The 24691-nt window shown below is 67.3% G+C and carries 27 protein-coding genes; 10 read left to right on the top strand and 17 right to left on the bottom strand.

What is annotated here, in order from left to right; genetic code table 11:
- The first annotated feature begins 5 nt into the window (after positions 1-5).
- The gene (locus tag DR843_RS01755; protein ID WP_109683824.1) at positions 6-1886 is read left to right on the top strand and encodes an ABC transporter ATP-binding protein; all 1881 of its coding nucleotides are present in this window, start codon (positions 6-8) and stop codon (positions 1884-1886) included.
- 191 nt (positions 1887-2077) lie between these two features.
- On the opposite strand, the gene DR843_RS01745 is transcribed toward DR843_RS01755, so the two are convergent.
- The 7 genes from DR843_RS01745 to orn all read right to left on the bottom strand — a co-directional run bounded on the left by DR843_RS01745 (position 2078) and on the right by orn (position 7376).
- Complete coding sequence (locus DR843_RS01745) at positions 2078-2620, bottom strand: hypothetical protein (RefSeq protein WP_109683823.1); 543 nt, start codon at positions 2618-2620, stop codon at positions 2078-2080.
- 72 nt (positions 2621-2692) lie between these two features.
- Positions 2693-4450 carry a DUF429 domain-containing protein gene (locus tag DR843_RS01740; protein WP_109683822.1) on the bottom strand — a complete coding sequence of 586 codons (1758 nt, stop codon included), beginning with the start codon at positions 4448-4450 and terminating at the stop codon, positions 2693-2695.
- Positions 4451-4488: 38 nt separating this feature from the next.
- Positions 4489-4788, bottom strand: coding sequence for a HigA family addiction module antitoxin (locus tag DR843_RS01735; RefSeq protein WP_109683821.1), 300 nt, complete (start codon positions 4786-4788; stop codon positions 4489-4491).
- 8 nt (positions 4789-4796) lie between these two features.
- Positions 4797-5078 carry a type II toxin-antitoxin system RelE/ParE family toxin gene (locus DR843_RS01730; RefSeq protein ID WP_109683820.1) on the bottom strand — a complete coding sequence of 94 codons (282 nt, stop codon included), beginning with the start codon at positions 5076-5078 and terminating at the stop codon, positions 4797-4799.
- 31 nt (positions 5079-5109) lie between these two features.
- Positions 5110-6183: a redox-regulated ATPase YchF gene (gene ychF / locus DR843_RS01725; RefSeq protein WP_109683819.1), complete on the bottom strand. Its 1074-nt coding sequence runs from the start codon at positions 6181-6183 to the stop codon at positions 5110-5112.
- An 82-nt stretch (positions 6184-6265) separates the two neighbouring features.
- A complete protein-coding gene (locus DR843_RS01720; protein ID WP_109683818.1) occupies positions 6266-6814 on the bottom strand; it encodes a cysteine hydrolase family protein in 549 nt (182 codons plus the stop codon).
- A gap of 4 nt (positions 6815-6818) precedes the next feature.
- Entirely contained in the window at positions 6819-7376 is a 558-nt protein-coding gene (gene orn, locus DR843_RS01715) for an oligoribonuclease (RefSeq protein WP_109683817.1), read from the bottom strand.
- Between the two features lie 39 nt (positions 7377-7415).
- Between orn and DR843_RS01710 the strand changes: the two genes are divergently transcribed.
- Complete coding sequence (locus DR843_RS01710; RefSeq protein ID WP_109683816.1) at positions 7416-8603, top strand: DNA recombination protein RmuC; 1188 nt, start codon at positions 7416-7418, stop codon at positions 8601-8603.
- A gap of 25 nt (positions 8604-8628) precedes the next feature.
- On the opposite strand, the gene DR843_RS01705 is transcribed toward DR843_RS01710, so the two are convergent.
- Together DR843_RS01705 and DR843_RS01700 are read right to left on the bottom strand one after the other, a co-directional pair.
- Positions 8629-9384 (bottom strand): hypothetical protein, encoded by a 756-nt coding sequence (locus DR843_RS01705; protein WP_109683815.1) that lies wholly within the window; start codon positions 9382-9384, stop codon positions 8629-8631.
- 34 nt (positions 9385-9418) lie between these two features.
- On the bottom strand, positions 9419-10345 hold the full coding sequence (locus DR843_RS01700; protein ID WP_109683814.1) for an NADP-dependent oxidoreductase: 927 nt from the start codon (positions 10343-10345) through the stop codon (positions 9419-9421).
- Positions 10346-10473: 128 nt separating this feature from the next.
- Here DR843_RS01700 and DR843_RS01695 point away from each other — a divergent pair, with 128 nt between their 5' ends.
- Positions 10474-11382: an AraC family transcriptional regulator gene (locus DR843_RS01695; protein ID WP_170119713.1), complete on the top strand. Its 909-nt coding sequence runs from the start codon at positions 10474-10476 to the stop codon at positions 11380-11382.
- 7 nt (positions 11383-11389) lie between these two features.
- On the opposite strand, the gene DR843_RS01690 is transcribed toward DR843_RS01695, so the two are convergent.
- The gene (locus DR843_RS01690; protein WP_109683812.1) at positions 11390-11839 is read right to left on the bottom strand and encodes an anthrone oxygenase family protein; all 450 of its coding nucleotides are present in this window, start codon (positions 11837-11839) and stop codon (positions 11390-11392) included.
- A 69-nt stretch (positions 11840-11908) separates the two neighbouring features.
- Between DR843_RS01690 and DR843_RS01685 the strand changes: the two genes are divergently transcribed.
- Complete coding sequence (locus tag DR843_RS01685; RefSeq protein ID WP_109683811.1) at positions 11909-12310, top strand: winged helix-turn-helix transcriptional regulator; 402 nt, start codon at positions 11909-11911, stop codon at positions 12308-12310.
- Here the strand turns inward: DR843_RS01685 and DR843_RS01680 are convergent.
- On the bottom strand, positions 12250-12891 hold the full coding sequence (locus DR843_RS01680) for a pentapeptide repeat-containing protein (RefSeq protein WP_109683810.1): 642 nt from the start codon (positions 12889-12891) through the stop codon (positions 12250-12252). The genes DR843_RS01685 and DR843_RS01680 overlap by 61 nt on opposite strands.
- Before the next feature lie 5 nt (positions 12892-12896).
- Entirely contained in the window at positions 12897-13904 is a 1008-nt protein-coding gene (locus DR843_RS01675) for a 4-hydroxy-3-methylbut-2-enyl diphosphate reductase (protein WP_425451531.1), read from the bottom strand.
- A 140-nt stretch (positions 13905-14044) separates the two neighbouring features.
- On the opposite strand from DR843_RS01675, the gene DR843_RS01670 reads away from it, so the two are divergent.
- Both DR843_RS01670 and xseA read left to right on the top strand, forming a co-directional pair.
- On the top strand, positions 14045-15652 hold the full coding sequence (locus DR843_RS01670) for an ABC-F family ATP-binding cassette domain-containing protein (protein ID WP_109683808.1): 1608 nt from the start codon (positions 14045-14047) through the stop codon (positions 15650-15652).
- 5 nt (positions 15653-15657) lie between these two features.
- Positions 15658-16884, top strand: a complete 1227-nt coding sequence (gene xseA, locus DR843_RS01665; RefSeq protein WP_109683807.1) for an exodeoxyribonuclease VII large subunit — start codon at positions 15658-15660, stop codon at positions 16882-16884.
- A gap of 6 nt (positions 16885-16890) precedes the next feature.
- On the opposite strand, the gene DR843_RS01660 is transcribed toward xseA, so the two are convergent.
- Together DR843_RS01660 and DR843_RS01655 are read right to left on the bottom strand one after the other, a co-directional pair.
- A complete protein-coding gene (locus DR843_RS01660) occupies positions 16891-18126 on the bottom strand; it encodes an MFS transporter (protein WP_109683806.1) in 1236 nt (411 codons plus the stop codon).
- The gene (locus DR843_RS01655) at positions 18126-18710 is read right to left on the bottom strand and encodes an ArsR/SmtB family transcription factor (RefSeq protein WP_245933935.1); all 585 of its coding nucleotides are present in this window, start codon (positions 18708-18710) and stop codon (positions 18126-18128) included. The genes DR843_RS01660 and DR843_RS01655 overlap by 1 nt, the downstream gene beginning before the upstream one ends.
- Positions 18711-18792: 82 nt before the next feature.
- On the opposite strand from DR843_RS01655, the gene DR843_RS01650 reads away from it, so the two are divergent.
- Together DR843_RS01650 and DR843_RS01645 are read left to right on the top strand one after the other, a co-directional pair.
- Entirely contained in the window at positions 18793-19017 is a 225-nt protein-coding gene (locus DR843_RS01650) for an exodeoxyribonuclease VII small subunit (RefSeq protein ID WP_109683804.1), read from the top strand.
- Between the two features lie 2 nt (positions 19018-19019).
- A complete protein-coding gene (locus tag DR843_RS01645; RefSeq protein WP_109688313.1) occupies positions 19020-20183 on the top strand; it encodes a cytochrome P450 in 1164 nt (387 codons plus the stop codon).
- Here the strand turns inward: DR843_RS01645 and DR843_RS01640 are convergent.
- Positions 20153-20749, bottom strand: coding sequence for a DUF4245 family protein (locus tag DR843_RS01640; protein WP_109683803.1), 597 nt, complete (start codon positions 20747-20749; stop codon positions 20153-20155). The two genes, DR843_RS01645 and DR843_RS01640, sit on opposite strands and share 31 nt — an antisense overlap.
- A 119-nt stretch (positions 20750-20868) precedes the next feature.
- On the opposite strand from DR843_RS01640, the gene glpX reads away from it, so the two are divergent.
- Together glpX and DR843_RS01630 are read left to right on the top strand one after the other, a co-directional pair.
- A complete protein-coding gene (gene glpX, locus DR843_RS01635; RefSeq protein ID WP_281268886.1) occupies positions 20869-21822 on the top strand; it encodes a class II fructose-bisphosphatase in 954 nt (317 codons plus the stop codon).
- 5 nt (positions 21823-21827) lie between these two features.
- Positions 21828-22748, top strand: a complete 921-nt coding sequence (locus tag DR843_RS01630) for a carbohydrate kinase family protein (RefSeq protein ID WP_109683802.1) — start codon at positions 21828-21830, stop codon at positions 22746-22748.
- On the opposite strand, the gene DR843_RS01625 is transcribed toward DR843_RS01630, so the two are convergent.
- Both DR843_RS01625 and DR843_RS01620 read right to left on the bottom strand, forming a co-directional pair.
- On the bottom strand, positions 22745-23431 hold the full coding sequence (locus DR843_RS01625) for an SDR family oxidoreductase (protein ID WP_109683801.1): 687 nt from the start codon (positions 23429-23431) through the stop codon (positions 22745-22747). The two genes, DR843_RS01630 and DR843_RS01625, sit on opposite strands and share 4 nt — an antisense overlap.
- A gap of 9 nt (positions 23432-23440) precedes the next feature.
- Positions 23441-24691 carry an ABC transporter ATP-binding protein gene (locus tag DR843_RS01620; protein WP_109683800.1) on the bottom strand — a complete coding sequence of 417 codons (1251 nt, stop codon included), beginning with the start codon at positions 24689-24691 and terminating at the stop codon, positions 23441-23443.

Raw genomic sequence — 24691 nt, 5'->3', positions numbered from 1 at the left:
GGGGAATGGACGTCCACTCCGCCGCTCGCAGCGCGGTCTACCGCTCGATGCAGACGCGCCAGGACAAGCGGCCGATCTCGCGAGCGCTGCTGCGCCGCATCTGGGGATTCGGGCGCCCGCACCGCCGCGAACTTGCCTTCTTCTTCGTCGTCAGCATCATCACGGCCGTCCTCGCGGTCGCCAGTCCGTTGGTGGCGGGGCAGGTCGTGGATGCGATCACAGCGGGCGACCCGTCGTCGCGGGTCGTCGGGTTGGCGGTCCTCATCGCGGTCATTGCGCTGGGCGAGGCGGCATTCGGGATGCTGCAGCGCTGGCTGTCGGCCCGCATCGGTGAGGGGGTGATCCTCGACCTACGCACCGCCGTCCATGATCACGTGCAGCGGATGCCCGTCGCGTTCTTCACCCGCACCAGGACGGGTGCGCTGGTGAGCCGGCTGAACAACGATGTGATCGGCGCGCAGCGGGCATTCAGTACGACGCTGTCCGGCCTGATCGGGAACCTGGTCACGCTGGTCCTGACGTTGATCGTGATGATCAGCATCTCCTGGCTGGTCACCGTGGTGGCGCTGATCCTGGTACCGCTGTTCTGGTTGCCAGCTCGGCTGATGGGCTCGCGTCTGGCGGCGGCTTCCCGGGAAGCCGCCGAACACAACGCGGCGATGAGCACCCAAATGACAGAGCGCTTTTCGGCTCCTGGCGCCACCCTGGTCAAGCTCTTCGGACGGCCGGACGAGGAGTCTCAGGAGTTCGCGCGCCGGGCCGGCCGGGTCCGCGACATCGGCGTGCGCTCGGCGATGATCCAGCAGACCTTCGTCACGTCGCTGACCTTCATCTCGGCGCTCGCCCTGGCAGTCGTCTACGGGCTGGGCGGTGTCCTCGCGCTCGGTGGCAGCCTGCAGGCCGGTGCGGTCGTATCGCTCGCGTTGCTGCTGACCCGGCTCTATGCGCCGCTGACCGGTCTGGCCAGTGCGCGCGTCGATGTGATGAGTGCGTTGGTCAGCTTCGAGCGGGTCTTCGAGATCCTCGACCTGGTGCCGCTGATCACCGATCCGGCGTCGCCGGTGCCGCTATCGGACGGGCCGCTCTCGGTCCGGTTCGAGCAGGTGCGCTTCGCCTACCCCGCACCGGACAAGGTATCGCTCGCCTCCCTGGAGGACGTGATGACCCTTGATGCGCGGGGTGGCGAGGAGGTGCTGCACGACATTTCGTTCGAGGCTGCGCCCGGTCAGATGCTGGCACTGGTGGGCAGTTCCGGGGCGGGCAAGTCGACCATCGCCTCGCTCGTCCCCCGCCTCTACGACGTGGACAGCGGCTCGGTATCCATTGGCGGTGTCGACGTGCGCTCGCTGTCGGCAGCGTCGCTGCGGGCCGCGACGGGCACCGTCACCCAGGACGGCCACCTCTTCCACGATTCGATCCGGGCCAACCTGCTCTATGCCCGCCCGGATGCGACCGAGACCGAATTGGCCGAGGTGATCGAGCGGGCACGGCTGGGTGAGGTGGTGGCCGCGATGCCGGACGGTTTGGACACGGTGATCGGTGAGCGTGGCTACCGGCTGTCCGGTGGTGAGCGGCAGCGACTGGCCATCGCGCGGCTGCTACTGGCCGGGCCGCGCGTCGTCATCCTCGACGAGGCGACCGCCTCACTGGACGCGACCAGCGAGGCGGCGGTCCAGGCGGCGCTGGCGGAAGCCCTTGCTCGGCGTACGTCGATCGTGATCGCGCACCGGCTCTCCACGATCCGGGCGGCCGATCAGATCCTGGTCATCGAGGCGGGTCGGATCGTCGAGCGGGGCACTCACGAATCGCTGTTGGCGAGCGGTGGCCGGTACGCCGAGTTGTACCGCACGCAGTTCGCGGAACAACCGAGCACCGCGCCGAGCTGACGCTCAGGAAGTCAGCACCGGGTCTGTCACCGCCATGCCAAGGTGCCCGGCAACGGCAGCCATCGTCGGGTCGTGCGTCGCGACCACGAGGGGTGAGCCAAGCAGCAGTGCCGTGGCCAGATGCAGCGCGTCGAGCGTCCTGACTACTTATGTCTGACATTCGGCGCTAACGAACCCCCGACTGGCGCCGATCACGCGATCACATAGACCATGCCGCGGCGGTCCGCGACGACGCAGGTCGTGAACGACTCTGCCTTTTCGAGCAGCGACAGGTCGTAGTCGAAGCAGCCCGTTGCCGGCGGTAAATCATCCTCGCAGCCGGTCCGAAGCGCTTTCGTGAACCCGGAGATCAGCATCCGCAGATCGTCTCGAATCGCAGGGACCTCATCGGGAAGAATCGCGCGCACCCAAGGAACATCGCCGTGGTTACGGTCGTAACCCACGCTGCCCTCGAACATCCGGTACGCCGGGCGCGCGACGTGGCCCTCGGCGGGGCGGGTGAGCCGCTGGAGATCGATCCAGGCCCTCTCCAGGTCAAGCTCCCCGCGGCAGGTCTGCGTCCAGCCGTCATACCAGGGGTCGTCTTCATCGGCCGGAATGTGCTGGCAATGCGGCGGACAACCGATCCCGATCAGAGCGTCGAAGGGGTCATTTCGAACGATGCGGAACGGCGTTGTTCGCGCGACGTCGGACAGGTCGGCGTCAAAGGCCGCAGCGGAGTATCTGATTCCCATTCAGGAATCGTGGCGTTTCCGGGTGATCGACGCGGGGCCGTTGGCCGCGCACTGTGGATAACCGCCCCTTTGCTACCGCTGGTCAGTGAGCTTGCTCAACCGGGCACGCAGCCGGTCGCGGCGGTGCGCGTTACCGGGCAACGTCACGTACTCCTCGCCGTAGCTGGCCAGCAGGATGTCGTCGAGACGGCGTACCGCTCCGGACGGCCGCCGGTATCCCATCTGCCGGGTGATGGCCTCGGCGTCGACAGCGCGGATCGCGGTGGCCAGGTCGGCCAGGTTGGCGATGCCCAGTGATTCGACGAGACCGGCGATCCAGGCGTAGTGCTCGGGCCGGGACCAGGCGGCCCCATGGAACTCACCGGCGAGGAACGCGGCGAGTTCGCGCGGAGCGATCGTCGACTCGTTCGCCTTCTGCGCGATCTCCGCGACGCCCAGCTGTTCCTGGAGCCGCTCCCGGATCGTCGCGAACTCCTGGTCGGCCAACTCGATCAGACCGGCTGCGAGGGTGAACCGCCGGTCGAAGTCGGCCCGGAACTCCTCGGGCACGGTGCCCTTGTAGCGGATGTCGTGCTCGAACTCGGCCCACGCGTGCTGCAGCACTGTGCGGATCTGCACCTGGATCTCCCGCTGCCCGACCGCCGGATGATCGAGCTGATCCTCTGGTGACAGTCGGATGCTCAAGTGCCTACTGGCATAACCGAATCGGCCCTGACTGGCCGTCTCGCGGCCCATGTCCCGGTCATCAAGCACCACCGCGTCCTCAGCCAGCAACTCCGCGACCGCGGCGACGTCGGAAGGCACGTAGGTGATGACCCGCAACCCGATGGTGTCGTGGATCTGGCCCAGCGGATCGTCGTACAGCGGGACGCCATCCGCGGTGCGAGCCGCCTTCTCCGCGAACGAGGCAACCGACTTCGCCCGCCCGGTCACACTCAGGTAGTTCAGGCCGGCGTCGTCGAGGATCCCGGTCACCACCTCGGTGGCCTCGGCCGCTGCGGCACGAATCGCCGGGAAGTCTGCCTCGTAGGCGGCGACCGCGCGGCGCACCTGTTGCACCTGGCCGGCCACTCGCGGTGGCCTCGGCGAAGGACTCAAACCCGTTGGCAGCGTGGGGGTGACGATGTAGCCATCTGGATACTCGCCGTACGTCGTGGTGTCACCGGGACGCTGTTGGCGGTAGAGCACGACGTACGCGCAGATGACGGCGTCCACCTGGTCCTCGACCCCGCGCAACTGGGCCTTGGTGGTGGCGGATTCGACGGCGGCCACCTGCGCACGCCATTGGTCGTTGCCGATCAGTCGCAGCGGTGGGGTCGCGGTTGCGAGCGATTCCAGGAGGCCCAGTAGCGTGCGCATCTCTTCGCGCAGCTGACTCAGGGAGCGGCCCTGTTTGTTCTTGTACTTCAGCGTCCGACCCAGCTTGAACAGCGCGACCGTGGCCGGGTGAGGGTAGACCTCGACGGCACGGCGATCCTTGGTTGAATCGGGGTTCAGGTCGAGTCCGAGCCGGGCGCTGATCCGGCCACCGCGAGTGCCGTCGGCAAAGGCCTGGATCCCGGCGTTGACCGGGTGCGCGCCGGCATCGAACCGGGCGAAGTCGCGGTTGAGCGCCTGCTCGGCGGCCCGGTTGCCGGTGGCGTTGGTGACCACCAGCGGGGCATCGATACCGACCACGACCCCGCCCTTCAGGTAGGGCTGGATCGCCTCGACGATCTCGTCGTCGGTGCGGGCGGCGCTCAGGTGAACAAGGGCGCCCGCTTCGTCGAGCACAGCGACCCCGCTGGGGTTGCGCTCACCCCAGGCGAGGTCGATCCCGATGAAATGCATGTGCCAGCCTCCCTTACTCGGATGGGCCTTGCGGAGGCTCAGGCGACATGGAGTGGCGTGATTGCCGCTACCTGGTCGGCGACTCGATCCTCGGCAACCTCCAAGTCGTAACGGGACTGCAGATTGAGCCAGAACTGCGGTTCGATCCCGAAGTAGCGACCTAGCCGCAGCGCAGTGTCGGCCGTGACAGCACGCTTGCCATGCACGATTTCGTTGATGCGCCGCGGCGGAACACCGATCGCTACAGCAAGTTTGTTCTGGGTGATGCCGAACCCCTCGATGAAGTCCTCCATCAAGACCTCACCGGGGTGGACCGGCGGGTAGAGCTTCTGAGCCATCTCTCCTCCTAGTGATAGTCCACGATCTGTACGTCCTCGGCACCACCATCAGCCCAACGGAAGCAGATCCGCCACTGATCGTTGATCCTGATGCTGTGCTGGCCGACCCGATCACCCTTGAGTGCCTCCAAGCGGTTGCCCGGCGGAACTCGAAGGGCGTCCAGCGTCGTCGCAGCATCGATGAGATGCAGCTCTCGATTCGCAGCCTTGTGGATGCGCGGATCCAACCGCTTCACCGACTCGCGGCGCCAGATCTTCTCCGTGTCGCGGTCAGCGAACGATCTGATCACAGGAGCAGTATAACGCTCTGCGTTAATAACGTTATACGTTAAATCGGAACTCCACGACGTCGCCGTCGGCCATGACGTAGTCCTTGCCCTCCATGCGCGCCTTACCGGCCGCGCGGGCCTCGGCCACCGATCCGGTCGCGACCAGGTCGTCGAAGGAAATGACCTCGGCTTTGATGAAGCCCTTCTGGAAGTCGGTGTGGATGACCCCAGCGGCTTGCGGTGCGGTCCAGCCCTTGTGGATCGTCCAGGCCCGCGACTCCTTCGGCCCAGCCGTCAGGTAGGTCTGCAACCCCAGAGCGTGGAAACCCTTGCGCGCCAGTTGGTCCAGACCAGACTCCTCCACGCCGTACGACTCGAGAAGCTCAGCCGCCTCGTCCTCGTCCAACTCCGTGAGGTCCATCTCGAGCTTGGCGTTCAGGAAGATCGCGTCGGCGCCGCCCACCAGGTCCGCCAACTGCGCCTGTAATTCCTTGTCGCCCAACTGGTCCTCGTCGAGGTTGAACACGTAGAGGAACGGCTTGGCCGTCATCAACCCCAGCTCACGGATCGGCTCGACATCGACGCCAGCGGCGAACAGCGTCGTGCCTTCCTCCAGCACCTTCTGCGCCTCGAGCGCAGCGTCCAGCACGGACTTGTCGACCTTCTTGCCGCTGACCTCCTTGGTCAGCCGCGGCACGGCCTTCTCCAACGTCTGCAGGTCGGCCAGGATCAGCTCGGTGTTGATCGTCTCGATGTCCGAGGACGGCGAGACCTTGCCGTCCACGTGGACGACGTCAGGGTCGTCGAACGCCCGGATCACCTGGCAGATCGCGTCGGCCTCGCGGATGTTGGCCAGGAACTTGTTGCCCAGGCCCTCCCCCTCGGACGCGCCGCGCACGATGCCGGCGATGTCGACGAAAGACACCGTCGCGGGCAGGATCTTCTCGCTGCCGAAGATCTCCGCGAGCACCTTCAGCCGCGGGTCGGGCAGCGGGACCACGCCGACGTTGGGCTCGATGGTCGCGAACGGGTAGTTCGCCGCGAGCACGTTGTTGCGGGTCAGGGCGTTGAACATGGTGGACTTGCCGACGTTGGGCAGTCCGACGATTCCGATGGTGAGGGCCACGGGTTCAAGAGTTTACGGGGTCGCCGGTCACACGGCGTACACGCCGATCAACGGTGCTGTGTCCGACGAACCGGTCACCTTCTCAAAAATCGAGATCGGCAGCGGCGACCACCGAGCCGGTCGCGTCCGGGGTCTTGCTGAAACTCCAGTAGAGATTCGTGTACTCGATCGCTTCCTTCGGCCCGATCGGTGAGCCCCATTGCCGCATGTCCTCGGTCGTGTGCGCATCGGATACCAGCGTCATGTCGTAGCCGCGGGTCAACCCGCCGTGCAGCGTGGAGCGGATGCACGCGTCGGTCTGTGCGCCGGTGACGATCAGCCGACCGGCACCGGCCGCCGCGAGGACCTCCGCCAGGTCGGTGCCGGCGAACGAGTCGCCGAACTTCTTGTGCACCACCGCTTCGCCCTCGGTCGGCTGCAACTCCGGCACGATCTGCCAGCCGTCACTGCCTTCGGTCATGCCGTCATCGGAGTGCTGCACCCACACGACCGGGGTGCCTGCCGCGCGCGCCCGCGTGACCAGGTCGGCGATCGTTGCAACCACCTCGTCGCGGTGATAGGCGTCGGCCACGACGTCATTCTGGACGTCGATGACCAGCAGCGCGCTGCCGTCGGGCTTCGTATTGGCCATCGGGTCAGCCTTTCTCGGGGACCTGCAGGTAGGAGGTGTAGTCGGCGAGCTCGGCAATGGATTCGCGGATGTCGTCCAGCGCGCGGTGCGCCTCCCCCTTGGCGTGCGTCACGCCGTACTTGCCCTGCATCACCAGCTTCCAACTGGACACATCCAGCATCCGGTAATGCAGGCGCTTGGCCAGCCGCGGCCACTCCCGGTCGATGAACTTGCGGTCCTGGTGGATCGAGTTGCCGGCCAACACCACGGGCGCCTCACCAGGAAAGTGTTCGTCAACGAACGCCAGCAGTCGATCTTCGACGTCCTCGGCCGGCGTTCCGCTCTCGTTCTGGGCGACCAGCGCCGCACGGACGTGAGAGAACTTCTCCCAGAACTCCCCCACCATCCGCTGCTTGACCCGCTCCGGGTCGACGTGCTGCACGGCCTCGAGCGTGCCCGACTCCGCGAACTCCCAGTCGGTGGCGATCGCGGCGACCTCCAGGATCCGGTCTTCCACCGGGTCCAGTCCGGTCATCTCCAGGTCCACCCACAGCAGCGTCGCGCTCGCCAACTTCGAACTCATGAGCCCTAGGTTGTCAGACCCTCCTGACAGGCTCTTCTCATGAACGTTTTCCTCGCCGCTCTCGCCGGGTTCGTGCTGGGTGCCGTGCTCACCTGGCTCGTTGTCCAGAGCAGGTACGCCGCGCGCCTGGCGACCGCTGTCACCGAGCGTGACGGGCTGCGCACCCAAGTACAGTCGCTGGCCGCGGCCTCCACGGAAGACCGGCACACCGCGGCCGAATTGGCACCGATGCGCGCGACGTTGCAGCACGTGTACGAGCAGGTGGCCGAGTTGGAGCGTGCCCGCGAGCAGCAGTTCGGCGCCCTGGGTTCGGGATTGACCGATGTACGCCGAGTGACCGACCAGCTGCGCTCCGAAACCGCCACGCTCACCGGGGCTTTGAAGACATCGACGCACGCCGGACAGTGGGGTGAGGCCGAATTGCGCCGCATCCTCGAGGCATCCGGGATGCTGCCGCGCGTGGACTTCGAGGAGCAGACGTCGGGGATCAATCGGGACGGCTCCGGAGTGCGTCCGGATGCCATCGTGAAGCTGCCCGGCGACAAGATCCTGGTGGTTGATGCGAAGGCACCGACCGGCAAGTTCCTGGCCGCGAGCGCCGATGGGTTGTCCGACACCGAGCGTGCGCAGCTGCTGGCCCAGCATGCGACCGCGCTGCGGGGGTACGTCGACTCGTTGGGCAAGAAGGCGTATTGGACAGCGTTCGATAACACCCCCGAGCTGGTGATCTGTTTCGTGCCCAGCGAGGCGCTCCTGGCCGCCGCGTTGCGCGCTGATCCTGCGCTGTTCGAGCGGGCGATCGAGCAGAAGGTGGTGTTGGCGTCACCCGCCAGCCTGTTCGCCATCCTGCGCGCGACTTCCCTTGCCTGGCAGCAGGATTCGCTCACCACCAACGCCCGCGAGTTGCTGAAGGTTGGCCAGGAGCTCTACGAGCGGCTGTCCACTCTGGGCACGCACACCGCGACGTTGGGTAAGTCGCTGGAGAAGTCCGTGGCGACGTACAACGCTCTCGTCGGCAGCCTGGAGTCGCGGGTGCTGGTCAGCGCGCGCAAGCTGCACGAGCTGGGCGTGGCCGGTGAGCCGCCGGCACCGATCCAACCGCTGGAAGTAGCACCGCGCAGCTTGTCCGCGCCGGAGTTGGTGGAAGCCCTGCCCGATGTGGACCGCCCAGAACTCGATTTCCGGGTGTCGGCCGCTGCGTCGGAGGCCGACCGGGCGACGGGATGAGCGACCGCGTAGCGGCTCGCACCAATTACACGAAGGCGCCTACCAGGCTGAACGCCAAGGAGATTGCGAGCGATCCAGCGATCATGGTGACGAAGCCGGTGCCGCCACCGAAACGGGCCGCACGCGGCTTCGGATCCCGCAGGCACTCAAAGACTGCGTAGGCGAGCAGCCCCAGACCGAAGGTGATCCCGCACATCCAGAACCAGTACCAGCGGTTCGCGATTCGTGGCGCGACGCCGCCACAGATCCCCGCCAGGCCAACCAGTAGGAAAGCCAACCGCGCCAGGTTGACCGGTGTCGGCAGCGAGACGTCGCCGCGAATCACCGACGACCCGTGATGTGCGACGAACTCCCGGCCCAACCACGCCTGCGTCGCATCGCCGAAGCCCTGGGACCCGGGCTCGGCAGGCATCGATCCGAGCTGCGAAATGCGTATCCAGTGCTCGCGGTACTGCGAGTCGGACCACACGAGAATTCCGGCATTGTCGGCATCGACCGAGTGGTCATCGGTGCCAGGCCAGCCGCCGAGGGGACCATTGGCACCGGCGTCCCAGGTCGGCTGCTGGTCAGTGAACCGCCACCCGGTCACCTCACCGGCCGCCACCTGTGCACGCAAGTGATCGGCTGAGGACTCCCGCGGCGCGGCCCACAAAGACCATCCAGCCAGCCCGATCCACAGGGCCACGAGCACGATGCCGATGATCCTTCGCGAGGACCTCCACCACGGCGCGCTGCATGCCGGCGCCTGTAGATCAGCGTCAGCCGGCAGCACATCGGTCATGCTGCGCATCGTGGCAGACAACACCACCTGGTGGCTACGGGATCAACACGATCTTGCCGCGAGTACGCCGCAGCTCCAGTTGAGCGAAGGCAGCTTGGACCTCCCCCAGTGGGTAGGTCGCCTCGATCGGAAGTTCAAGACGACCGTCCGCCAGCCGGGTCACGACTTCGCCCAACACCTGCGCGGTGGAACCATCGGCGCTACCGGCCCCGAGCACGCCGTTCTTGCCGACCTGCTCGAAGTCGATGATGGTGTTGATCCGGTCCCCGGGTACGCCGAGGTCGAGCGCCAGTTGCACGTAGCCGCCGCCGAAGAGGTCGACGAACGCATCGATGCCGTCGGGTGCCGCTGCCCGCAGTCGCTCCGCGACCGCATCGAGACCACCGCTCCGGTCAATCGGGGTGACTGCTTTGCTCTGCAACCACTCGGCGTTCTCCAAGGACCCGATTCCCAGGACCGTTGCCCCGCGCTCGACCAGCAACTGGGACACCAAGCCCCCGACGCCGCCGGCCGCCGCAGAGACCGCGACGACGTCACCCGGTTGCGGCTGCACGGCGTCGGTCGCTGCCCACGCCGTCGACCCGACCACGAACGCACTCCCGGCGATCTCCCAGGAGACACCGTCCGGCTTGGGGACCAGATGTGCTGCCGGCACGGCAACCGACTGTGCGTGACTCGAGCGGGTGTCCACCCAACCGACGACCTCATCGCCGATGCTCCAGCCATCGACCTCATCGCCAACCGCGGTGATCGCACCGGCGAGGTCGCTGCCTTCGCCACACGGCAACGTGGTGGGGTAGAACGCTTCCAGCAGACCCTTGCGGATCGACGCCTCGCCCGGGTTGATCCCGGCCGCCCGCACCTGGACCACGACCTCATCCGCCGCCGGAACGGGAAGGTCGGTCTCGATGACCTCAAGCACCTCGGGACCGCCGAACTGGTTGAAACGCACTGCCTTCATGAGCACTCCTTCTGGGTGGTGTTTCCCGCCGTGAGTGTCGCGGGAATTCTGCTGACACCAGTTCACCGCCCCACGATCAGACGATCCATCCTTGAATGTCCATATTTCTTGTGCCATCGTCCAGAGACATGGACGTACTGAGTGACTTGCTGCAGCGCTCCCGGGCGCGGGGCGCGGCGTTCTCCCGCACGACGATGTACGGCGACTGGTGCGTCCAGTTCCCGGTCGGCGGCACCCTGGCGATTCACTCGATCATCGACGGCGACCTTGAGGCGTGGACTGTCGATGCACCAGATGCCTCCATCCGGGTGATCGGCGGCGACCTGATCCTGCTTCGCTCGACCCCGCACCTGATGGCATCCGACGCGACTGCACCACCACAGCCGCTGCCCGACTCAGGTGGATCCCGATCGGCCTCGGCTGGCAATCCCGGCGAAGGCCGCCAAGCTCAATTCTTCTGCGGTGCTTACGTTTTCGACGGCGACCTATCCAAGTCCCTGCTGGACGCACTACCGCCGATCGCCCGCATCCGACCCCGCGCCGGCAGCGCCCTGCGCAGCACCCTCGATCTGCTGATCGCCCAAGTCGAGGTGGGCGGCGCGGGCCAGCAGGTCCTTCTCGACCGCTTACTCGACGCGGTGCTCGTGCTCGCCCTGCGTGAATGGTTTGCGGCAGCGCAGTCGACTCCTCGCTGGATCTCCGCGCTGGATGATCCAGCGCTCGCGCCGGCGCTGCAGGCCATCCACACCGCGCCGGAACGCACCTGGACGGTCGCCACGCTGGCAGGGCTGACCCACCAGTCCCGGTCGGGGTTCGCCCGCCGATTCACCGACACGATCGGCGTACCACCTCTGACCTATCTGGCCGACTGGCGTATGTCGGTGGCGAAGGAAGCCCTGCGCGACACCGGCGACAGCATCGCGACGATCGCAGCCTCCGTCGGCTACAGCTCGGAGTACTCGTTCGCGACGGCATTCAAACGCCACACCGGACAAGCACCGGGACGGTGGCGCAGTATCTACGCCGCCGCGGCGTGAGGGACGGTCAGCGGACGGTAGCGGTGGCGAGGGCCACGAGTCCCGCGACGATCATCACCATGCGCAGGTAGTGCCAGCCATCCCAACGGTGCAGTTGCTCGCGCCAGTCCTCCGGTGCGCTCTGCGGCGTCCAACTCTTCGAGCGGTTGTTGATCGGCACCAGGACGAGCACCGACAGCAACACGCTCGCGGCGAAAAGCACCGCAGCGACGATGGCCCAGCCTGCTCTCGGCTCGTTCCATTGCGTAACGGCCACGGCGACGGACAACCCCAGCGAGGCGACGTACCAGAACGGCATCACGGCACCGAGGACTCGGGCGCCGTCTGCCCTGCCCAGGAGGCCGGCGTTGTCGGGCAGTCGCTCGAAGATCGCGTTCACGATGAAACCGACGCACAACTCCACCCCCACCATGGTGCCGGCGACGACAAGGGCAAGGACACAGATCGCGGTGCTCATGCGATCAGCGAATCAGTGAACCACCAATTTTGGTAGTACTCACTTTTTTGTGAGTACTACCATCGTGCTATGCCGACCCCCGAACCGACTGAGGTCGAACTGGCCGAATGCCCGGTCGATACCGCGCTCTCGGTCATCGCCGGCCGATGGAAGGGCACCATCTTGTGGCGCCTGGAAGCGCGCCCGATGCGCACTGGCGAGCTACGCCGCAGCATTCCCGCCGTGAGCGAACAGATGCTGATCCGGCATCTGAAGGAGTTGGTCGCTGATGGGCTGGTGGCCCGCGATGCCGAGCCAGTGGTGCCGCCGAAGGTGACGTATCGGATCACCGACTACGGGCGCACGCTGGCGCCTGTCCTGTGGCAATTGTGCGACTGGGGTCGGCGGCACGCGGAACGTTCCGCAGTCGGTCAGCCCTCGACCAGCAGACCGGTCTCTGCAGCCAGCAGCGGCGCCACCAACGACAGCTGAAGGTCGCTGATCGTCGCACCGCGCGCACCCGAAATCGACCGCAGCGCAGCGAAATCCAGACCCCGCAGGTCGAGGTCGGCGTTGGTGCAACCCCTCAGGTCAATTTCTTCACACCGGCAGTCGACGAACGCGACCCGCTCCGACGACGCCCCGGGCATATCGACTGATTCGAAGACACAGTCCTCGAAGAGAACATCCGTCAGCCGGGCATCGCGCAGGTTCACGTAACCGAACCGCAGACCCCGCACCAGCACTCCACGCAACGTCGCTGCGGACAGGTCCCAAGACCCGACGCGGCCCGCGATCACCGAGCAGTTGCGCCAGATCGATCCTGCTGCCGCCCAGGTCACGGACTGCACCGACGAAACCGAAACGTCGACGAATGTCGTTCGCGCAGAGACGAATTCGTCGAGCACCAGACGGGTGAAGGAACACTCGAAGAACTCGGCCCGGTCCAGATCCAGATCACCGGACAGGTCGGCGTACGCCATGCCCTCGGCATCGTCCTCGGCCCGTGGCGGCAGCGACGCGGCCACCACATCGGAAACCGACGGCGCCAAAAGACGCGGGGCCGCAACCATGGCCGTTAGTGCAGGGAGCCTGCGTCGTGCCGGACCTTCGTGCCCTGCCCCGCCGCCTTCAGATCGCGGCGCAACTCGTTCGGCAGCGCGAAGAGCAACGACTCCTCGGCGGCGGTCACCGGCCGCACATCGTCGTACCCACGGTCAGCCAGGAAGCTCAGGACGTCGCGGACCAGCACCTCCGGTACCGAGGCACCCGAGGTCACCCCCACCGTCGTCACGCCGGCCAGCCACGCCTCGTCGATCTCGTCGGCGTAGTCCACCAGGTGCCCGTCGCGGGCGCCGTGCTCCAACGCCACCTCGACCAGCCGCACCGAGTTGGAGGAGTTGCGCGAGCCCACCACGATCATCAGATCGGTCTCGGGCGCCATCTGCTTGACCGCGAGTTGCCGGTTCTGCGTCGCGTAGCAGATGTCGTCTGACGGCGGATCCTGCAACGCGGGGAATTTCTCCCGCAACCGGCGGACCGTCTCCATCGTTTCGTCGACCGACAGCGTGGTCTGCGACAACCAGACGACCTTGGAAGGGTCGCGCACCTCGACCTGGTCCACGTGATCGGGCGACTGCACCAGGATGATGTTGTCGGGGGCTTCCCCGGAGGTGCCGACGACCTCCTCGTGACCCTCGTGGCCGATCAGCAGGATGTCGTAGTCGTCGCTGGCGAACCGCTTGGCTTCCCGGTGCACCTTGGTCACCAGCGGGCAGGTCGCATCGATCGTCTTCAGGCTGAGCGCGCGGGCTTCCTCGTGCACGATCGGTGCCACGCCGTGCGCCGAGAAGATCACCGTGGCGCCTTCCGGCACCTCATCGGTCTCGTCGACGAAGATCGCGCCGCGCTTCTCCAGGGTGGTCACCACGTGTTTGTTGTGCACGATCTCCTTGCGCACATAGACCGGCGGCCCGTAGAGGTCCAGGGCCTTCTCGACCGTCACCACGGCCCGGTCCACGCCGGCGCAATACCCGCGGGGAGCCGCGAGCAGGACCCGCTTCGCTGAGGAAGTCATGCCCTCCATCGTAGGCGGCGACGCGAAACCCATTAGCCACCCGCCGCCGACCCGACCTACGCTTGGACTCATCATGAAGAACTGACCGAGCCGTTGTCCCGCGTCGCGGATCACCCCGCGGGATATCTCGCGACCGCTCGGAGTTCCCCATGTCAGACCCCTACCTCACCGACCCGTTGGGTCCCCTCGTCGTCGACGCCGTCAGCCGCACGTTCGACGGGCGCACCGTGCTGGACGACCTGAGTTTCACCGCCGCACCGGGCACGCGCCTGGCCGTCGTCGGCGAGAACGGCGCCGGGAAGACGACCTTGCTGCGCATCCTGGCCGGGGTCGACCGACCCGACACGGGGCAAGTACGTCGACCCACCGATCTCGTGTACGTCCCCCAGGACCCGGATCCGGTCGCCGGCACCGTGCAGGACCTGCTGGACAACGCCCTGCGACCACTGCGGGATGCCGTGCGCACGCTGGAGCGACTCGGGGCCGCTCTCGATGGGGCCGGCGAGCAACACATCGCCGACTATGACCGGCTGCTGGCCTGGGCCACGACCTACGACGCGTGGTCGGTCGACGAGCGGGTCGCCGCCACCGCCGACGCACTGGGTGTCGCCGCCCTCGACCAGGACCGCCCGGTGAGCAGTCTGTCCGGCGGTCAACGCACCCGGCTGAGCCTGGCCGCAGCGCTGGTCCGTCGACCGGCCGTCCTGATCCTGGATGAGCCCACCAACCACCTCGACCCCGACGGCGTTGAACTCCTGGAGCGCGAATTGCCCACGCTGCCAGGGATTGTCGTCTTCGCCAGCCACGACCGCACCTTCCTGGACCGCGTGCCGACCCAGCTGCTGGACCTCGATCCGAACGCCCTGGGGACCGACGGCGAAGGCGGGCGGCTCTTCGGCGGCGGCTGGTCGGCGTACGTCGATCATCGTGACGCGGCCCTTGCCCGGTGGGCCCAGCAACACCACGAGCAGCAACAGCAGATCCGAGCGTTACGCGCCCAGACCCGCGTCGGCACCGAAGCAGTCGCGCACAATCGCGGTCCGCGGGACAACGACAAGTTCATCTACGGATTCAAGGGCCAACGGGTGCAGAAGACGCACGCCCGGCGGGTGGCCCAGGCCGAGCAACGACTGGTCGAGGCAGAACGCGAGCAACTACGAAAACCCCCGCGGCGGTTGACCTTTGACGCGCCGCTGACCGCGGACACCCGAGCGACAGGGGAGGTCATCCAGGTCCGAGATCTGCTGGTCCGCGAGCGCGTGCAGCTGCCCCGCCTGGACGTCGTGGCCGGCGAGCACGTGCTGGTCACCGGCCCCAACGGCTCGGGCAAATCCACCCTGCTCAACGTTCTCGCCGGGGTTCTGCCGCCCGATGAGGGGAGGGTGCGGGTGACCGCGCCGCGGATCGGGTTGCTGCCCCAGGACGTGACGTACGACGACCCGAACCGTACGCCGATCGACCTGTTCGGCGCGGACCAGCCGGTGAGTCTGCGCGAGCTCGGGCTGCTGCTGCCCCGCGACGAGCATCGCCCCGTCGGGGAGTTGAGTGCGGGGCAACGCCGCCGGTTGGCCCTGGCGATGCTGATTGCACGCGGCCCCGACCTGCTGTTGCTGGACGAGCCCACGAACCACCTGTCCCTGCAGCTGGCCGGTGAACTCGAGGATGCGCTTGGTCGATCACCGGGGACGGTGCTGGTGGCCACGCACGACCGGTGGCTCACACGCCGCTGGGAGGGTCCGAGGGTGGCTCTACGGTAGGGCGTATGGCCTCTCTGCCCGAGCGTGCGCTGGACACCAGCGCCGAGCAACCCTGGCCGGTGCGGGTGCTCTCGATGAAGATCGAGGAGTACGTCGCGAAGATGTCGCCGCTGTGGGTCGAGGGGCAGATCGTCCAACTGACCAGGCGGCCCGGCTCCCCCACCTGCTACGTCACGCTGCGCGACCCCGAGGTCGACATGTCGCTGTCCGCGACCGTGCACACCAACACCCTGGCGGCGATGGGTCCGAACATCGCCGAGGGCACCCGGGTGGTCGTGCACGCCAAGCCGACCTTCTGGACCAAGCGCGGCACCCTCCACCTGGATGTGCGCACCATGCGGCACGTCGGCGTCGGTGAACTGCTCGCGCGGCTGGAGCATCTGAAGCAGTTGCTGCGCTCCGAGGGCCTCTTCGACGCCTCCCGCAAGAAGCCGCTGCCGTTCCTGCCGCGCCGGGTGGGGTTGATCTGCGGGCGCAGTAGCGCGGCGGAGAAGGACGTCGTCGAGAACGCGCTACGCCGTTGGCCCGCAACGCGATTCGAGATCCGGACGGTCGCGGTGCAGGGCGTAGGGACCGTTGAGCAGGTCAGCGCGGCGCTGGCCGAGCTCGACGCCGAGCCCGAGGTCGACGTCATTGTGATCGCGCGCGGCGGTGGGTCGTTCGAGGACCTGCTGCCGTTCAGCAACGAGGCCCTACTGCGTGCCGTCGCGGGTGCCCGCACTCCTGTGGTTTCCGCGATCGGCCACGACGTGGACACCCCGCTGTTGGACTATGTCGCCGATGTGCGAGCTTCCACACCCACCGACGCGGCGGCGCTGATCGTGCCGTCGCTGGCGGAGCAGACCGCGCTGCTGGCTGCGTTGCGCGGCCGCTCGGGCCACCTGCTGCGATCGCGTGTGGCCGGCGAGCGCCGTCAGCTACGAGCGCTCACCAGCCGCCCGATCATGGCGCAGCCGCGCACGATGGTGACCACTCGGCGTACGTCGATCGTGGACTTGCACGAGCGGGCGCGGCGGGCGGCCTCGCGCCGGTTGGAGCGAGAACGCACCGCGATCACCCACCAACGCACCCACTTGCGGGCGCTGTCGCCGCTGCAGACGTTGCAACGGGGGTACGCCGTGGTCCGGCTGGCCGACGGTTCGGTGGTGACCGCCGAAGACCAGGTAAACAAGGGCGACGCCCTGACGGTGACCGTGGCCGAGGGTCGGTTCCGCGCGACGCGTACCGACTGAACCGCATCACGCCGCGGCGACGTGCGCTTCCTCGACGCTGTGCGGGCGATCGTCCAACTCCCGCCACCGCGGATCGAGCGCCGGCAGCATCGTGACCACGAAATAGGCCACGCCGACTGCGGCCAGGGCCCAGGAGATCCCGACCCGGCTCGCGAGGAGTCCACCGAGCAGTCCGCCCAGCGGCATCAACGACCAGCAGATCGCCGTGGTCAGCGATGAGACCCTGCCCATCAGCGGCTGCGGGATGCGCTCGTAGATGACCGCGCCCAGCACCGGGTTGATGAAGCCGGATGCGAACCCGGCGCCCACGGCGACCACGAGCAACGCGACCAGCGGCACGTCGAGAGCCATCGCGATGAACCGGGGCGCACCGGCAAAGAGAAAGGCCACGAGATAGACCACATAACGCGGTAACCGCTCTGCCCAGATCGACGCGATCAGTGCGCCGAGTGCAGCCGCCGCCCCGAAGGTGGCGAAGAGCAGGCCGATGACCCGCGCGCCACCACCGCTGTCGACGGCCCACACCGGCACGAGCACCGTGCTCCACGCTGCGTCCAGCAGATTGGTCAGCGCCACCATCGCCGTGATGCCGATCAGCACCCGGTCCGTGCGTAGGAAGGCGAACCCTTCGCGCAACGAGCGTAGGTAGGACGACTGGGGCACGGCGTCAGTCTCTGTGCGCAAAGCCGTTGTCGCCCAGGCAAATACGGCCGCGGACACCGCGAAGCTGACTGCGTCGACGAGCAGGGCGTTGGCGGCTCCGGCGCTGGCGATGAGCAGACCGCCGAGGGCCGCACCAACCATCGAGGCGGTGCGCTCGATCGTGCCGAACAGACCCGTGGCGCGCTCCATCGGGACGGCGGCATGCCGCACCACGGCCGGGATGATCGCACTCTTGGCCGCGTCACCGGGCCCCCGCAGCGCACCTGCCACCGCGACCAGCCCGACGAACACCGGGAACGGCAATCGGCCGGTGTCGTGCAGTAGCGGGATCGCGCCGACGACGACCGCGGAGCCCAGATCGCACGTGATCGCCACCGGACGGGCACCGAGGCGATCGATGACCGGACCCACCAGCACCTTGCCCACGACGAGCGGCAGCGCCTCGGCGAAGGCGACCACCCCGGTTTTGGCGGCACTGCCGGTGGTGGCGAGCACGTACAGCGGGATCGCGATCATCGTGATGCGCGTGCCCAGCAGCGAGATCGCCTCGGAGACAAGGGTTCCGACCAGCGCCCGCATCAGTCGTCCTCGGGCAGATCATCCCGCGGTGCGATGGCACCGGGATACGGGAACGCGTTGACCTGCACGACGAACCGTTCGGCGGTGGGGTCGTCGTCCTCCGGCAGCCCCGACAACCACTCCTCCAGCTTGGCGGTCAGTTCCTCGGCATGCTCGGGGGTCATCCGGTGGTGGAAGTCGCTGAACGTCGAGGCTCGTCGCCACTGCGCCGGAAGCAGTGGCCGCTCCTCCACGGCCCGCTGCAATTGCTGCTGGTAGATCGTGACCACCGTCTGCAGGTAGGCCTCGACCTGGTCGCGTTCTTCGGGGGAACTCACCTCTTCGGCGTCGACCGTCGTGGAGGTGTGCTTCGCCCGCCACCATCGCTCCCGGCCGCTGCCCCGATCCGGGTCGTCCTCGATGAATCCGTGCTGGGCCAGCTGCCGCAGATGGTAGGAGGTGGCGCCGGTGTTCAGACCCAGCTGCTGCGCCAACGAGCTGGCGGTCTGTGGTCCGTTGACGCGCAGCAGACCCAACATCCGCAACCGGGCCGGGTGCGCGAGGGCACGCAACTGATGCGGGGAAGGACTCACGGAATCAGGCACGTCCCGAGTCTGCCATTACAAAGGTTTATTTGCAAACACTTCTTTGCATTCTTTCGCCCGCCTGCCCCTTACGCTGGAGCGCATGACCGACCCGCAGATTGCTGATCTGTCCTACGAAGACGCCCGTGACGAACTCACGTCCATCGTCGCGACGCTCGAGGCGGGCAACCAAAGCCTGGAGGAGAGCATGTCGCTGTGGGAGCGCGGCGAAGCCCTCGCCCAGCACTGCCAGCAGTGGCTCGACCAGGCGGAGAAGCGCATCGAGGCGATGACCGCCGAGCAGATCCAGGAATTGCACGAAGAGTGAGCGTGCTCGACACCACCGACACCGGGTTCATCGACGATCCCTACCCGACCCTGGCCGCGTTGCGGGCCGAGTGCCCTGTCCTGTGGCACGACGACTGGGGCATGTTCCTGGCCACCACGCACAGCGCAGTCACCGCGACGCTGAAGAGCCGCGACTTCGGTCGCATCTGGTCCGACTTCGAGCCGGAAGATCAGATGGCTCAAGTCAATTCGCTGCATCGCAACCAGTTGATGGAGAACGAACCGCCCGCGCACACCCGGCTGCGGCGGCTGGTCGCCGGTGCCTTCGGCCGTGGCCACGTCGAGCGGATGCGCCCGCGGGTGACCGCCTTGGCGGAGGAACTGATCGACGCCTTCGAGGGCGGCGACATCATGTCGCAGTACGCCGAGCCGTTGCCCGTCTTCGTGATCGCCGACCTGCTGGGCGTCCCCCGCACCGATCACACCGACCTTCGCCGGTGGTCGCAGGCGATCGTGCACCTTTACGAACCCAGCACCACGGATGCGACGAAAGCCGCTGCGGCACAGGCAGCTGAGGAGTTCTCGGCCTACGTGCGGGACGTCGTCGCCTTCCGCGAGCAGCACCCGAGCGAGGACCTCATCACCGATCTGCTCACCGAGCGCGCCGAGGGTGACCGGCTCAGCGAGGACGAACTCGTCGCGACCGTGGTCCTGCTGCTCAACGCCGGCCACGAAGCCAGCGTCAACGCCTTCGGCAACGGCCTGGTCGCCGCCCTCGAGCACCCCGACCAGTGGCGGCGGCTGGTCGACGGCACCGTCGATGTGGTGACCGCCACCGAGGAGTGGCTGCGCTTCGACGCACCGTTGCAACTGTTCGAGCGCACCGCTGTCGCCGACACCCAGGTCGCGGGGGTGCCCATCGCCGAGGGACAGAAGATCGCCTGCCTGATGGGTTCGGCCAACCGCGACCAGGGCGTATTCGGTGGCACCGCAGACGAGTTCGACCTGACCCGCGACCCGAACCCGCACGTTGGCTTCGGCCTGGGGCGGCACTTCTGCGTCGGTGCGCCGCTCGCCCGGGTGGAGTTGCAGGCCTCGATCGCCACCGTCGTACGCCGATTCCCGGCTTTGCAGTTGACGGCCACCCGGCGCCGGCCGACCTGGGTCCTTCGTGGTTATGAGGCCGTTGAGGTCTTCAGCGCCTGACTGATCGGCTGGAGCGCGCCGGCGAACTGCTGCAGTTGCTCCCAGGTACCCAGGCCGGTGACCACCGTCGACAGCCCGGACAGCGGCGTGCTGCGCACGAGCGACTTCTGGCCCTTGCTCGCGCGGTCGTATTTGGCCCAGGTCACCCCGTCGATCGTGACGCTGCCCGCCGGCACCCCGGAGTAGGTCTGCTGTTTGACCCAGGTGGCGTCGCCGTCCTTGGTCTGGAAGGCCGCGACGTAACCGCCGTTCGGGGCGTCGTAGCCGGCCTGCCACGTGGCGGGCTGCTTCTCGAAGGTGAGCAGCGTGACGTTCTGCGCGGCCCAGCCGTCGGGCAATCCGACCGGGATCGCGATATCCCACTTCTGCTGGGCCCCGATCTCCCGCGCGATGCCCTGGGGGTCGGCGATCGGCGTACTGACGGAACTGACCCGCGGCACCATCGCCACCCACACCGCGACGGCAGCCAGCAGCACGATCATCGAGATCACCATGCTTCGCACGCCGCCGCGCATGCGGCGCGGCGCCGGCGCGGGAGCCTGTTCCTGGGTCGCGGTGTCACTCACCGCTCTATCATCCCTCACCCGGCCCGATAGGCTCAGATCGGCCGACGCCACCGGGCGATCGGAAGCAAAGGAGCATCCATCATGTCTGACGTCAGCGACACCCCGACCGCAACCTCGCCCTGGAACTGGTGCGGGTCACCGAGGCCGCCGCGATGGCCAGTGGCCGATGGGTCGGCCGCGGCGACAAGAACGCCGCCGACGGTGCCGCTGTCGAGGCGATGCGCAAGCTGATCTCTTCGGTGTCCATGCGCGGAACCGTCGTGATCGGCGAGGGCGAGAAGGACGAGGCGCCGATGCTCTACAACGGCGAAGTCGTCGGGGACGGCACCGGCCCGGAGGTCGACGTCGCGGTGGACCCGGTCGACGGCACGACCCTCACGGCCAAAGGCATGAACAACGCGGTCTCCGTCATGGCGGTCAGTGAGCGACACTCGATGTTCGACCCGAGCGCCGTCTTCTACATGGACAAACTGGCCACCGGACCCGAAGCTGCGGACGTCGTGGACATCCGACTGCCCGTCAAGGAGAACGTCAAGCGGGTCGCCAAAGCCAAGGGCAGCAGCATCTCCGATGTCACCGTGGTCCTGCTGGACCGCCCGCGACACGCCCAGATCGCCGAGGAGATCCGCGAGCTCGGCGCCCGGATCCGCTACATCTCCGACGGCGACGTTGCTGGCTCGATCAGTGCCGCCCGCCCGGGCACCGGTATCGACCTGCTGCTCGGCATCGGCGGCACCCCCGAAGGCATCATCAGCGCGTGCGCGATGAAGTGCATGGGCGGCATGATCCAGGGTCGGTTGTGGCCGAAGGACGATGCGGAGAAGCAGAAGGCGCTGGACGCTGGCCACGACCTGGACCGGGTCCTGTACACCGACGATCTCGTCACGGGCAACAACTGCTTCTTCGTGGCGACCGGTATCACCACCGGATCGCTGCTCAAGGGCATCCGCTACTACGCAGGCGGCGCCACGACGTACTCGTTGGTGATGCGCTCCCGCAGCGGCACGATTCGCACCATCGAGGCCGAGCACCGCTTGGACAAGCTGCACACCTACGCCCCTCGAATGAAGTAGGCACCGTGGCCAAGGTGCTGGTCGCCGGGGAAGCTCTGATCGACGTTGTCCGCCGACAAAACGGGTCCGTTGAGGCTCACGTCGGCGGCAGTCCGCTGAACGTCGCCGTGGGGCTGGCCCGGCTTGGCCACGACACCGAGTTGGCGACCCACATCGCTGGCGACCCGTACGGCGCGCTCATCGTCGAACACCTCTCCCGCGACTCGGTTCAGCTCACCGCGGGCTCCGACACCGCCGCCCGAACCAGCACCGCACAGGCCACGCTGGCGCAGGACGGTTCTGCCAGTTACGAATTCGCCATCGACTGGCGGTTGGAGCAGCACCTCTCGGCGGACTTCGGCCACTTGCACACCGGCTCGATCGCCGCCGTCCTGCAACCGGGAGCCATCCAGGTCGAGCAGGCGATCCGCACCGCGCGGGAGCACGCCACGATCTCCTTCGACCCCAACGCGCGTCCCTCGCTGATGGGTGACCCGCATGACGCACGCGCGCAGATCGAGCAGCTGATCGGGTTGTCCGACGTCGTGAAGGCCAGCGACGAGGACATCGCCTGGCTCTACGGGGAGCAGGCGTCCCTGGACGCGGTGCTGAACCTGTGGGGTCAACTCGGCCCCTCTCTCGCGGTCGTGACCCGTGGACCGTCCGGCGCACGTGTGCACCTCAGCCGGACCGGCGAATTCGCTGACGTACCAGGGGCTTCCGTGAATGTCGTCGACACCGTCGGTGCCGGGGACTCGTTCCAGGCGGGTCTGGTCTCCGGTCTGCTCGACGCTGGCCTGCTCGGCGGACCGGATGCCCGGGCAGCCTTGCGCAGCGCCACACTGCAGGACGTGCTGCCCGCCGCCGAGCGCGCCATCGCGTGCTCCGCGATCACCGTCTCGCGCGCGGGCGCCAACCCACCCCGCCGCGACGAGCTACCTGCCTAGCGCGGACCCGGCCGGATCGACAATTCCTCGATGCAGGCATCGCGGCCGATCGTGAGCGCCAATCGGACTGCAGCAGCGACGGATTCGGGCCTGAGGTAGAGCGACTCGTCGTACTCCTCCCCCTCGATCTGTTTCAGCTCACGCTGCATATCGGTGGCGACCCGGCCGGGATGGATACCGGATACTCGTACGCCGTGTGGCCGCTCCTCCTCGCGCAGCGCGTCCGTGAACGCTCGCAGGGCGAACTTCGAGGCGGAGTAGAGCCCGCCGCCCGCGTTGGAGCGCAGGCCGCTGCCGGAGTTGATCGTCACCACGGTCCCCCGTGCAGCACGCAGCAGTGGCAGCAGCTCGCGAGTCAGGTCGGCCACGGCAACGACGTTGAGTTCCAACGTCTTTCGCCACTCACCGCGAGACAGGTCTTCGACACTGCCCGAGCCCAGGATGCCGGCCGAGTGCACCACGGCGTCCAGCCGGTCGATGCCGGCGACCGCTGACGCGACCTGCTCCGGAGCCGCCAGATCCGCGACAAAACCGGACGCTGACGGATACGCCGCAACCGCCGCAGCGACCGAGTCCGCTGAGCGACCACCGATCAGCAGGTGGTGATCGGGCGCCAGTGCGGCTGCGACGGCAGCGCCGATGCCACGGGTACCGCCGGTGATCAGGACAACGGGAAGATCCACGTGGACAGCTTAGGAGGCGACTTTCTGCTCCCGCGCTTTCGCCCGGGCCAACGCCGCCTTACGGGCCTCCTCGGACTCCTTGGCGATCTGCGCCGCCTTCTCGTCATCGCGGGTCAGGTTCTCGCCGGTTTCGGGGTCGAAGACGTGCATGCTCCCCGGGCTGAAAACGAAGGTCACCTCATCGCCCTCGAGGATCCGGGACCGTGAGTCGAGGTTGACCACCAGCTGCGTGCGCAGGCTCTCCCCGTCCAGATCGCGGTCGAGATCCGCGAGCGCCTGCCCGACCTTCGGGTCGGCGTCGAACGGCACGTAGGCGTACTGCTCGTTGCCCAGCCACTCGGTGACGTCGACGACGGCATTGAACGACGCTCCACCGTCGACGGGGTTCACCTCCTCGTGCTTGATCTCCTCCGGGCGCAGACCCACGATCACGACGTCGTGGTTCGCGACCTTCTCGGCGAGATCGTCGGGGATGGGCACGTCGACGAACGGCAGCTTCAAGGTGTTGCCGTCGACCTGGGCAGGCAGGAAGTTCATCGGCGGTGATCCGATGAAGCCGGCGACGAAGAGGTTGACCGGCTGTTCGTAGAGCTCCCGCGGCGAAGCCACCTGCTGCAGAATGCCTTTGGAGAGCACGGCGACCCGGTCCCCCAGAGTCATGGCTTCGACCTGGTCGTGCGTGACGTAGATCGTGGTGATCCCGAGCCGGCGCTGCATGCGAGCGATCTCGGTGCGCATCTGGCCACGCAGTTTGGCGTCGAGGTTCGACAGCGGCTCGTCGAAGAGGAAGGCGTCGGCCTCCCGGACGATGGCCCGGCCCATCGCGACCCGCTGCCGCTGCCCACCGGACAGGTTGGCTGGTTTGCGCTCGAGGTGCTCGGTCAGTTCCAGCATCTCCGCGGCCCGGTCGACCTTGGCCTGGATCTCCGCCTCGGAGTGCTTGCCCTTGGCCAGGCGCAGTGGGAACGCAATGTTCTCGCGCACGGTCAGGTGCGGATAGAGCGCGTAGTTCTGGAAGACCATCGCCAGGTTGCGATCCCGCGGCGCCAGGTCGTTGACCCGCTTCTCGTTGATGTCCAGTTCGCCGGAGGTGATGTCCTCCAGGCCCACCACCATCCGCAGCAGAGTGGACTTCCCGCACCCGGACGGGCCGACCAGGATGACGAACTCACCGTCCGCGATGTCCAACGAGACGTCGTTGACCGCAGGGAACCCATCGCCGTACTTCTTGACCAGGTGTTTGAGTTCGATGTGTGCCAT

The organism is Branchiibius hedensis, from assembly GCF_900108585.1.
GTDB lineage: Bacteria > Actinomycetota > Actinomycetes > Actinomycetales > Dermatophilaceae > Branchiibius > Branchiibius hedensis.
The sequence above is the reverse complement of the archived record's forward strand: the minus strand, read 5'-3'. Positions and strand labels throughout refer to the sequence as shown.

What these genes read in the sequence shown, in the direction of transcription:
- DR843_RS01755 (WP_109683824.1), top strand. Translation starts at nt 6, where the DNA reads ATGGACGTCCACTCCGCCGCTCGCAGCGCGGTCTACCGCTCGATGCAG.
- DR843_RS01745 (WP_109683823.1), bottom strand. Translation starts at nt 2,620, where the DNA reads ATGGGAATCAGATACTCCGCTGCGGCCTTTGACGCCGACCTGTCCGAC.
- DR843_RS01740 (WP_109683822.1), bottom strand. Translation starts at nt 4,450, where the DNA reads ATGCATTTCATCGGGATCGACCTCGCCTGGGGTGAGCGCAACCCCAGC.
- DR843_RS01735 (WP_109683821.1), bottom strand. Translation starts at nt 4,788, where the DNA reads ATGGCTCAGAAGCTCTACCCGCCGGTCCACCCCGGTGAGGTCTTGATG.
- DR843_RS01720 (WP_109683818.1), bottom strand. Translation starts at nt 6,814, where the DNA reads ATGGCCAATACGAAGCCCGACGGCAGCGCGCTGCTGGTCATCGACGTC.
- orn (WP_109683817.1), bottom strand. Translation starts at nt 7,376, where the DNA reads ATGAGTTCGAAGTTGGCGAGCGCGACGCTGCTGTGGGTGGACCTGGAG.
- DR843_RS01710 (WP_109683816.1), top strand. Translation starts at nt 7,416, where the DNA reads ATGAACGTTTTCCTCGCCGCTCTCGCCGGGTTCGTGCTGGGTGCCGTG.
- DR843_RS01705 (WP_109683815.1), bottom strand. Translation starts at nt 9,384, where the DNA reads ATGACCGATGTGCTGCCGGCTGACGCTGATCTACAGGCGCCGGCATGC.
- DR843_RS01700 (WP_109683814.1), bottom strand. Translation starts at nt 10,345, where the DNA reads ATGAAGGCAGTGCGTTTCAACCAGTTCGGCGGTCCCGAGGTGCTTGAG.
- DR843_RS01695 (WP_170119713.1), top strand. Translation starts at nt 10,474, where the DNA reads ATGGACGTACTGAGTGACTTGCTGCAGCGCTCCCGGGCGCGGGGCGCG.
- DR843_RS01690 (WP_109683812.1), bottom strand. Translation starts at nt 11,839, where the DNA reads ATGAGCACCGCGATCTGTGTCCTTGCCCTTGTCGTCGCCGGCACCATG.
- DR843_RS01685 (WP_109683811.1), top strand. Translation starts at nt 11,909, where the DNA reads ATGCCGACCCCCGAACCGACTGAGGTCGAACTGGCCGAATGCCCGGTC.
- DR843_RS01680 (WP_109683810.1), bottom strand. Translation starts at nt 12,891, where the DNA reads ATGGTTGCGGCCCCGCGTCTTTTGGCGCCGTCGGTTTCCGATGTGGTG.
- DR843_RS01675 (WP_425451531.1), bottom strand. Translation starts at nt 13,904, where the DNA reads ATGGAGGGCATGACTTCCTCAGCGAAGCGGGTCCTGCTCGCGGCTCCC.
- DR843_RS01670 (WP_109683808.1), top strand. Translation starts at nt 14,045, where the DNA reads ATGTCAGACCCCTACCTCACCGACCCGTTGGGTCCCCTCGTCGTCGAC.
- xseA (WP_109683807.1), top strand. Translation starts at nt 15,658, where the DNA reads ATGGCCTCTCTGCCCGAGCGTGCGCTGGACACCAGCGCCGAGCAACCC.
- DR843_RS01660 (WP_109683806.1), bottom strand. Translation starts at nt 18,126, where the DNA reads ATGCGGGCGCTGGTCGGAACCCTTGTCTCCGAGGCGATCTCGCTGCTG.
- DR843_RS01650 (WP_109683804.1), top strand. Translation starts at nt 18,793, where the DNA reads ATGACCGACCCGCAGATTGCTGATCTGTCCTACGAAGACGCCCGTGAC.
- DR843_RS01620 (WP_109683800.1), bottom strand. Translation starts at nt 24,691, where the DNA reads ATGGCACACATCGAACTCAAACACCTGGTCAAGAAGTACGGCGATGGG.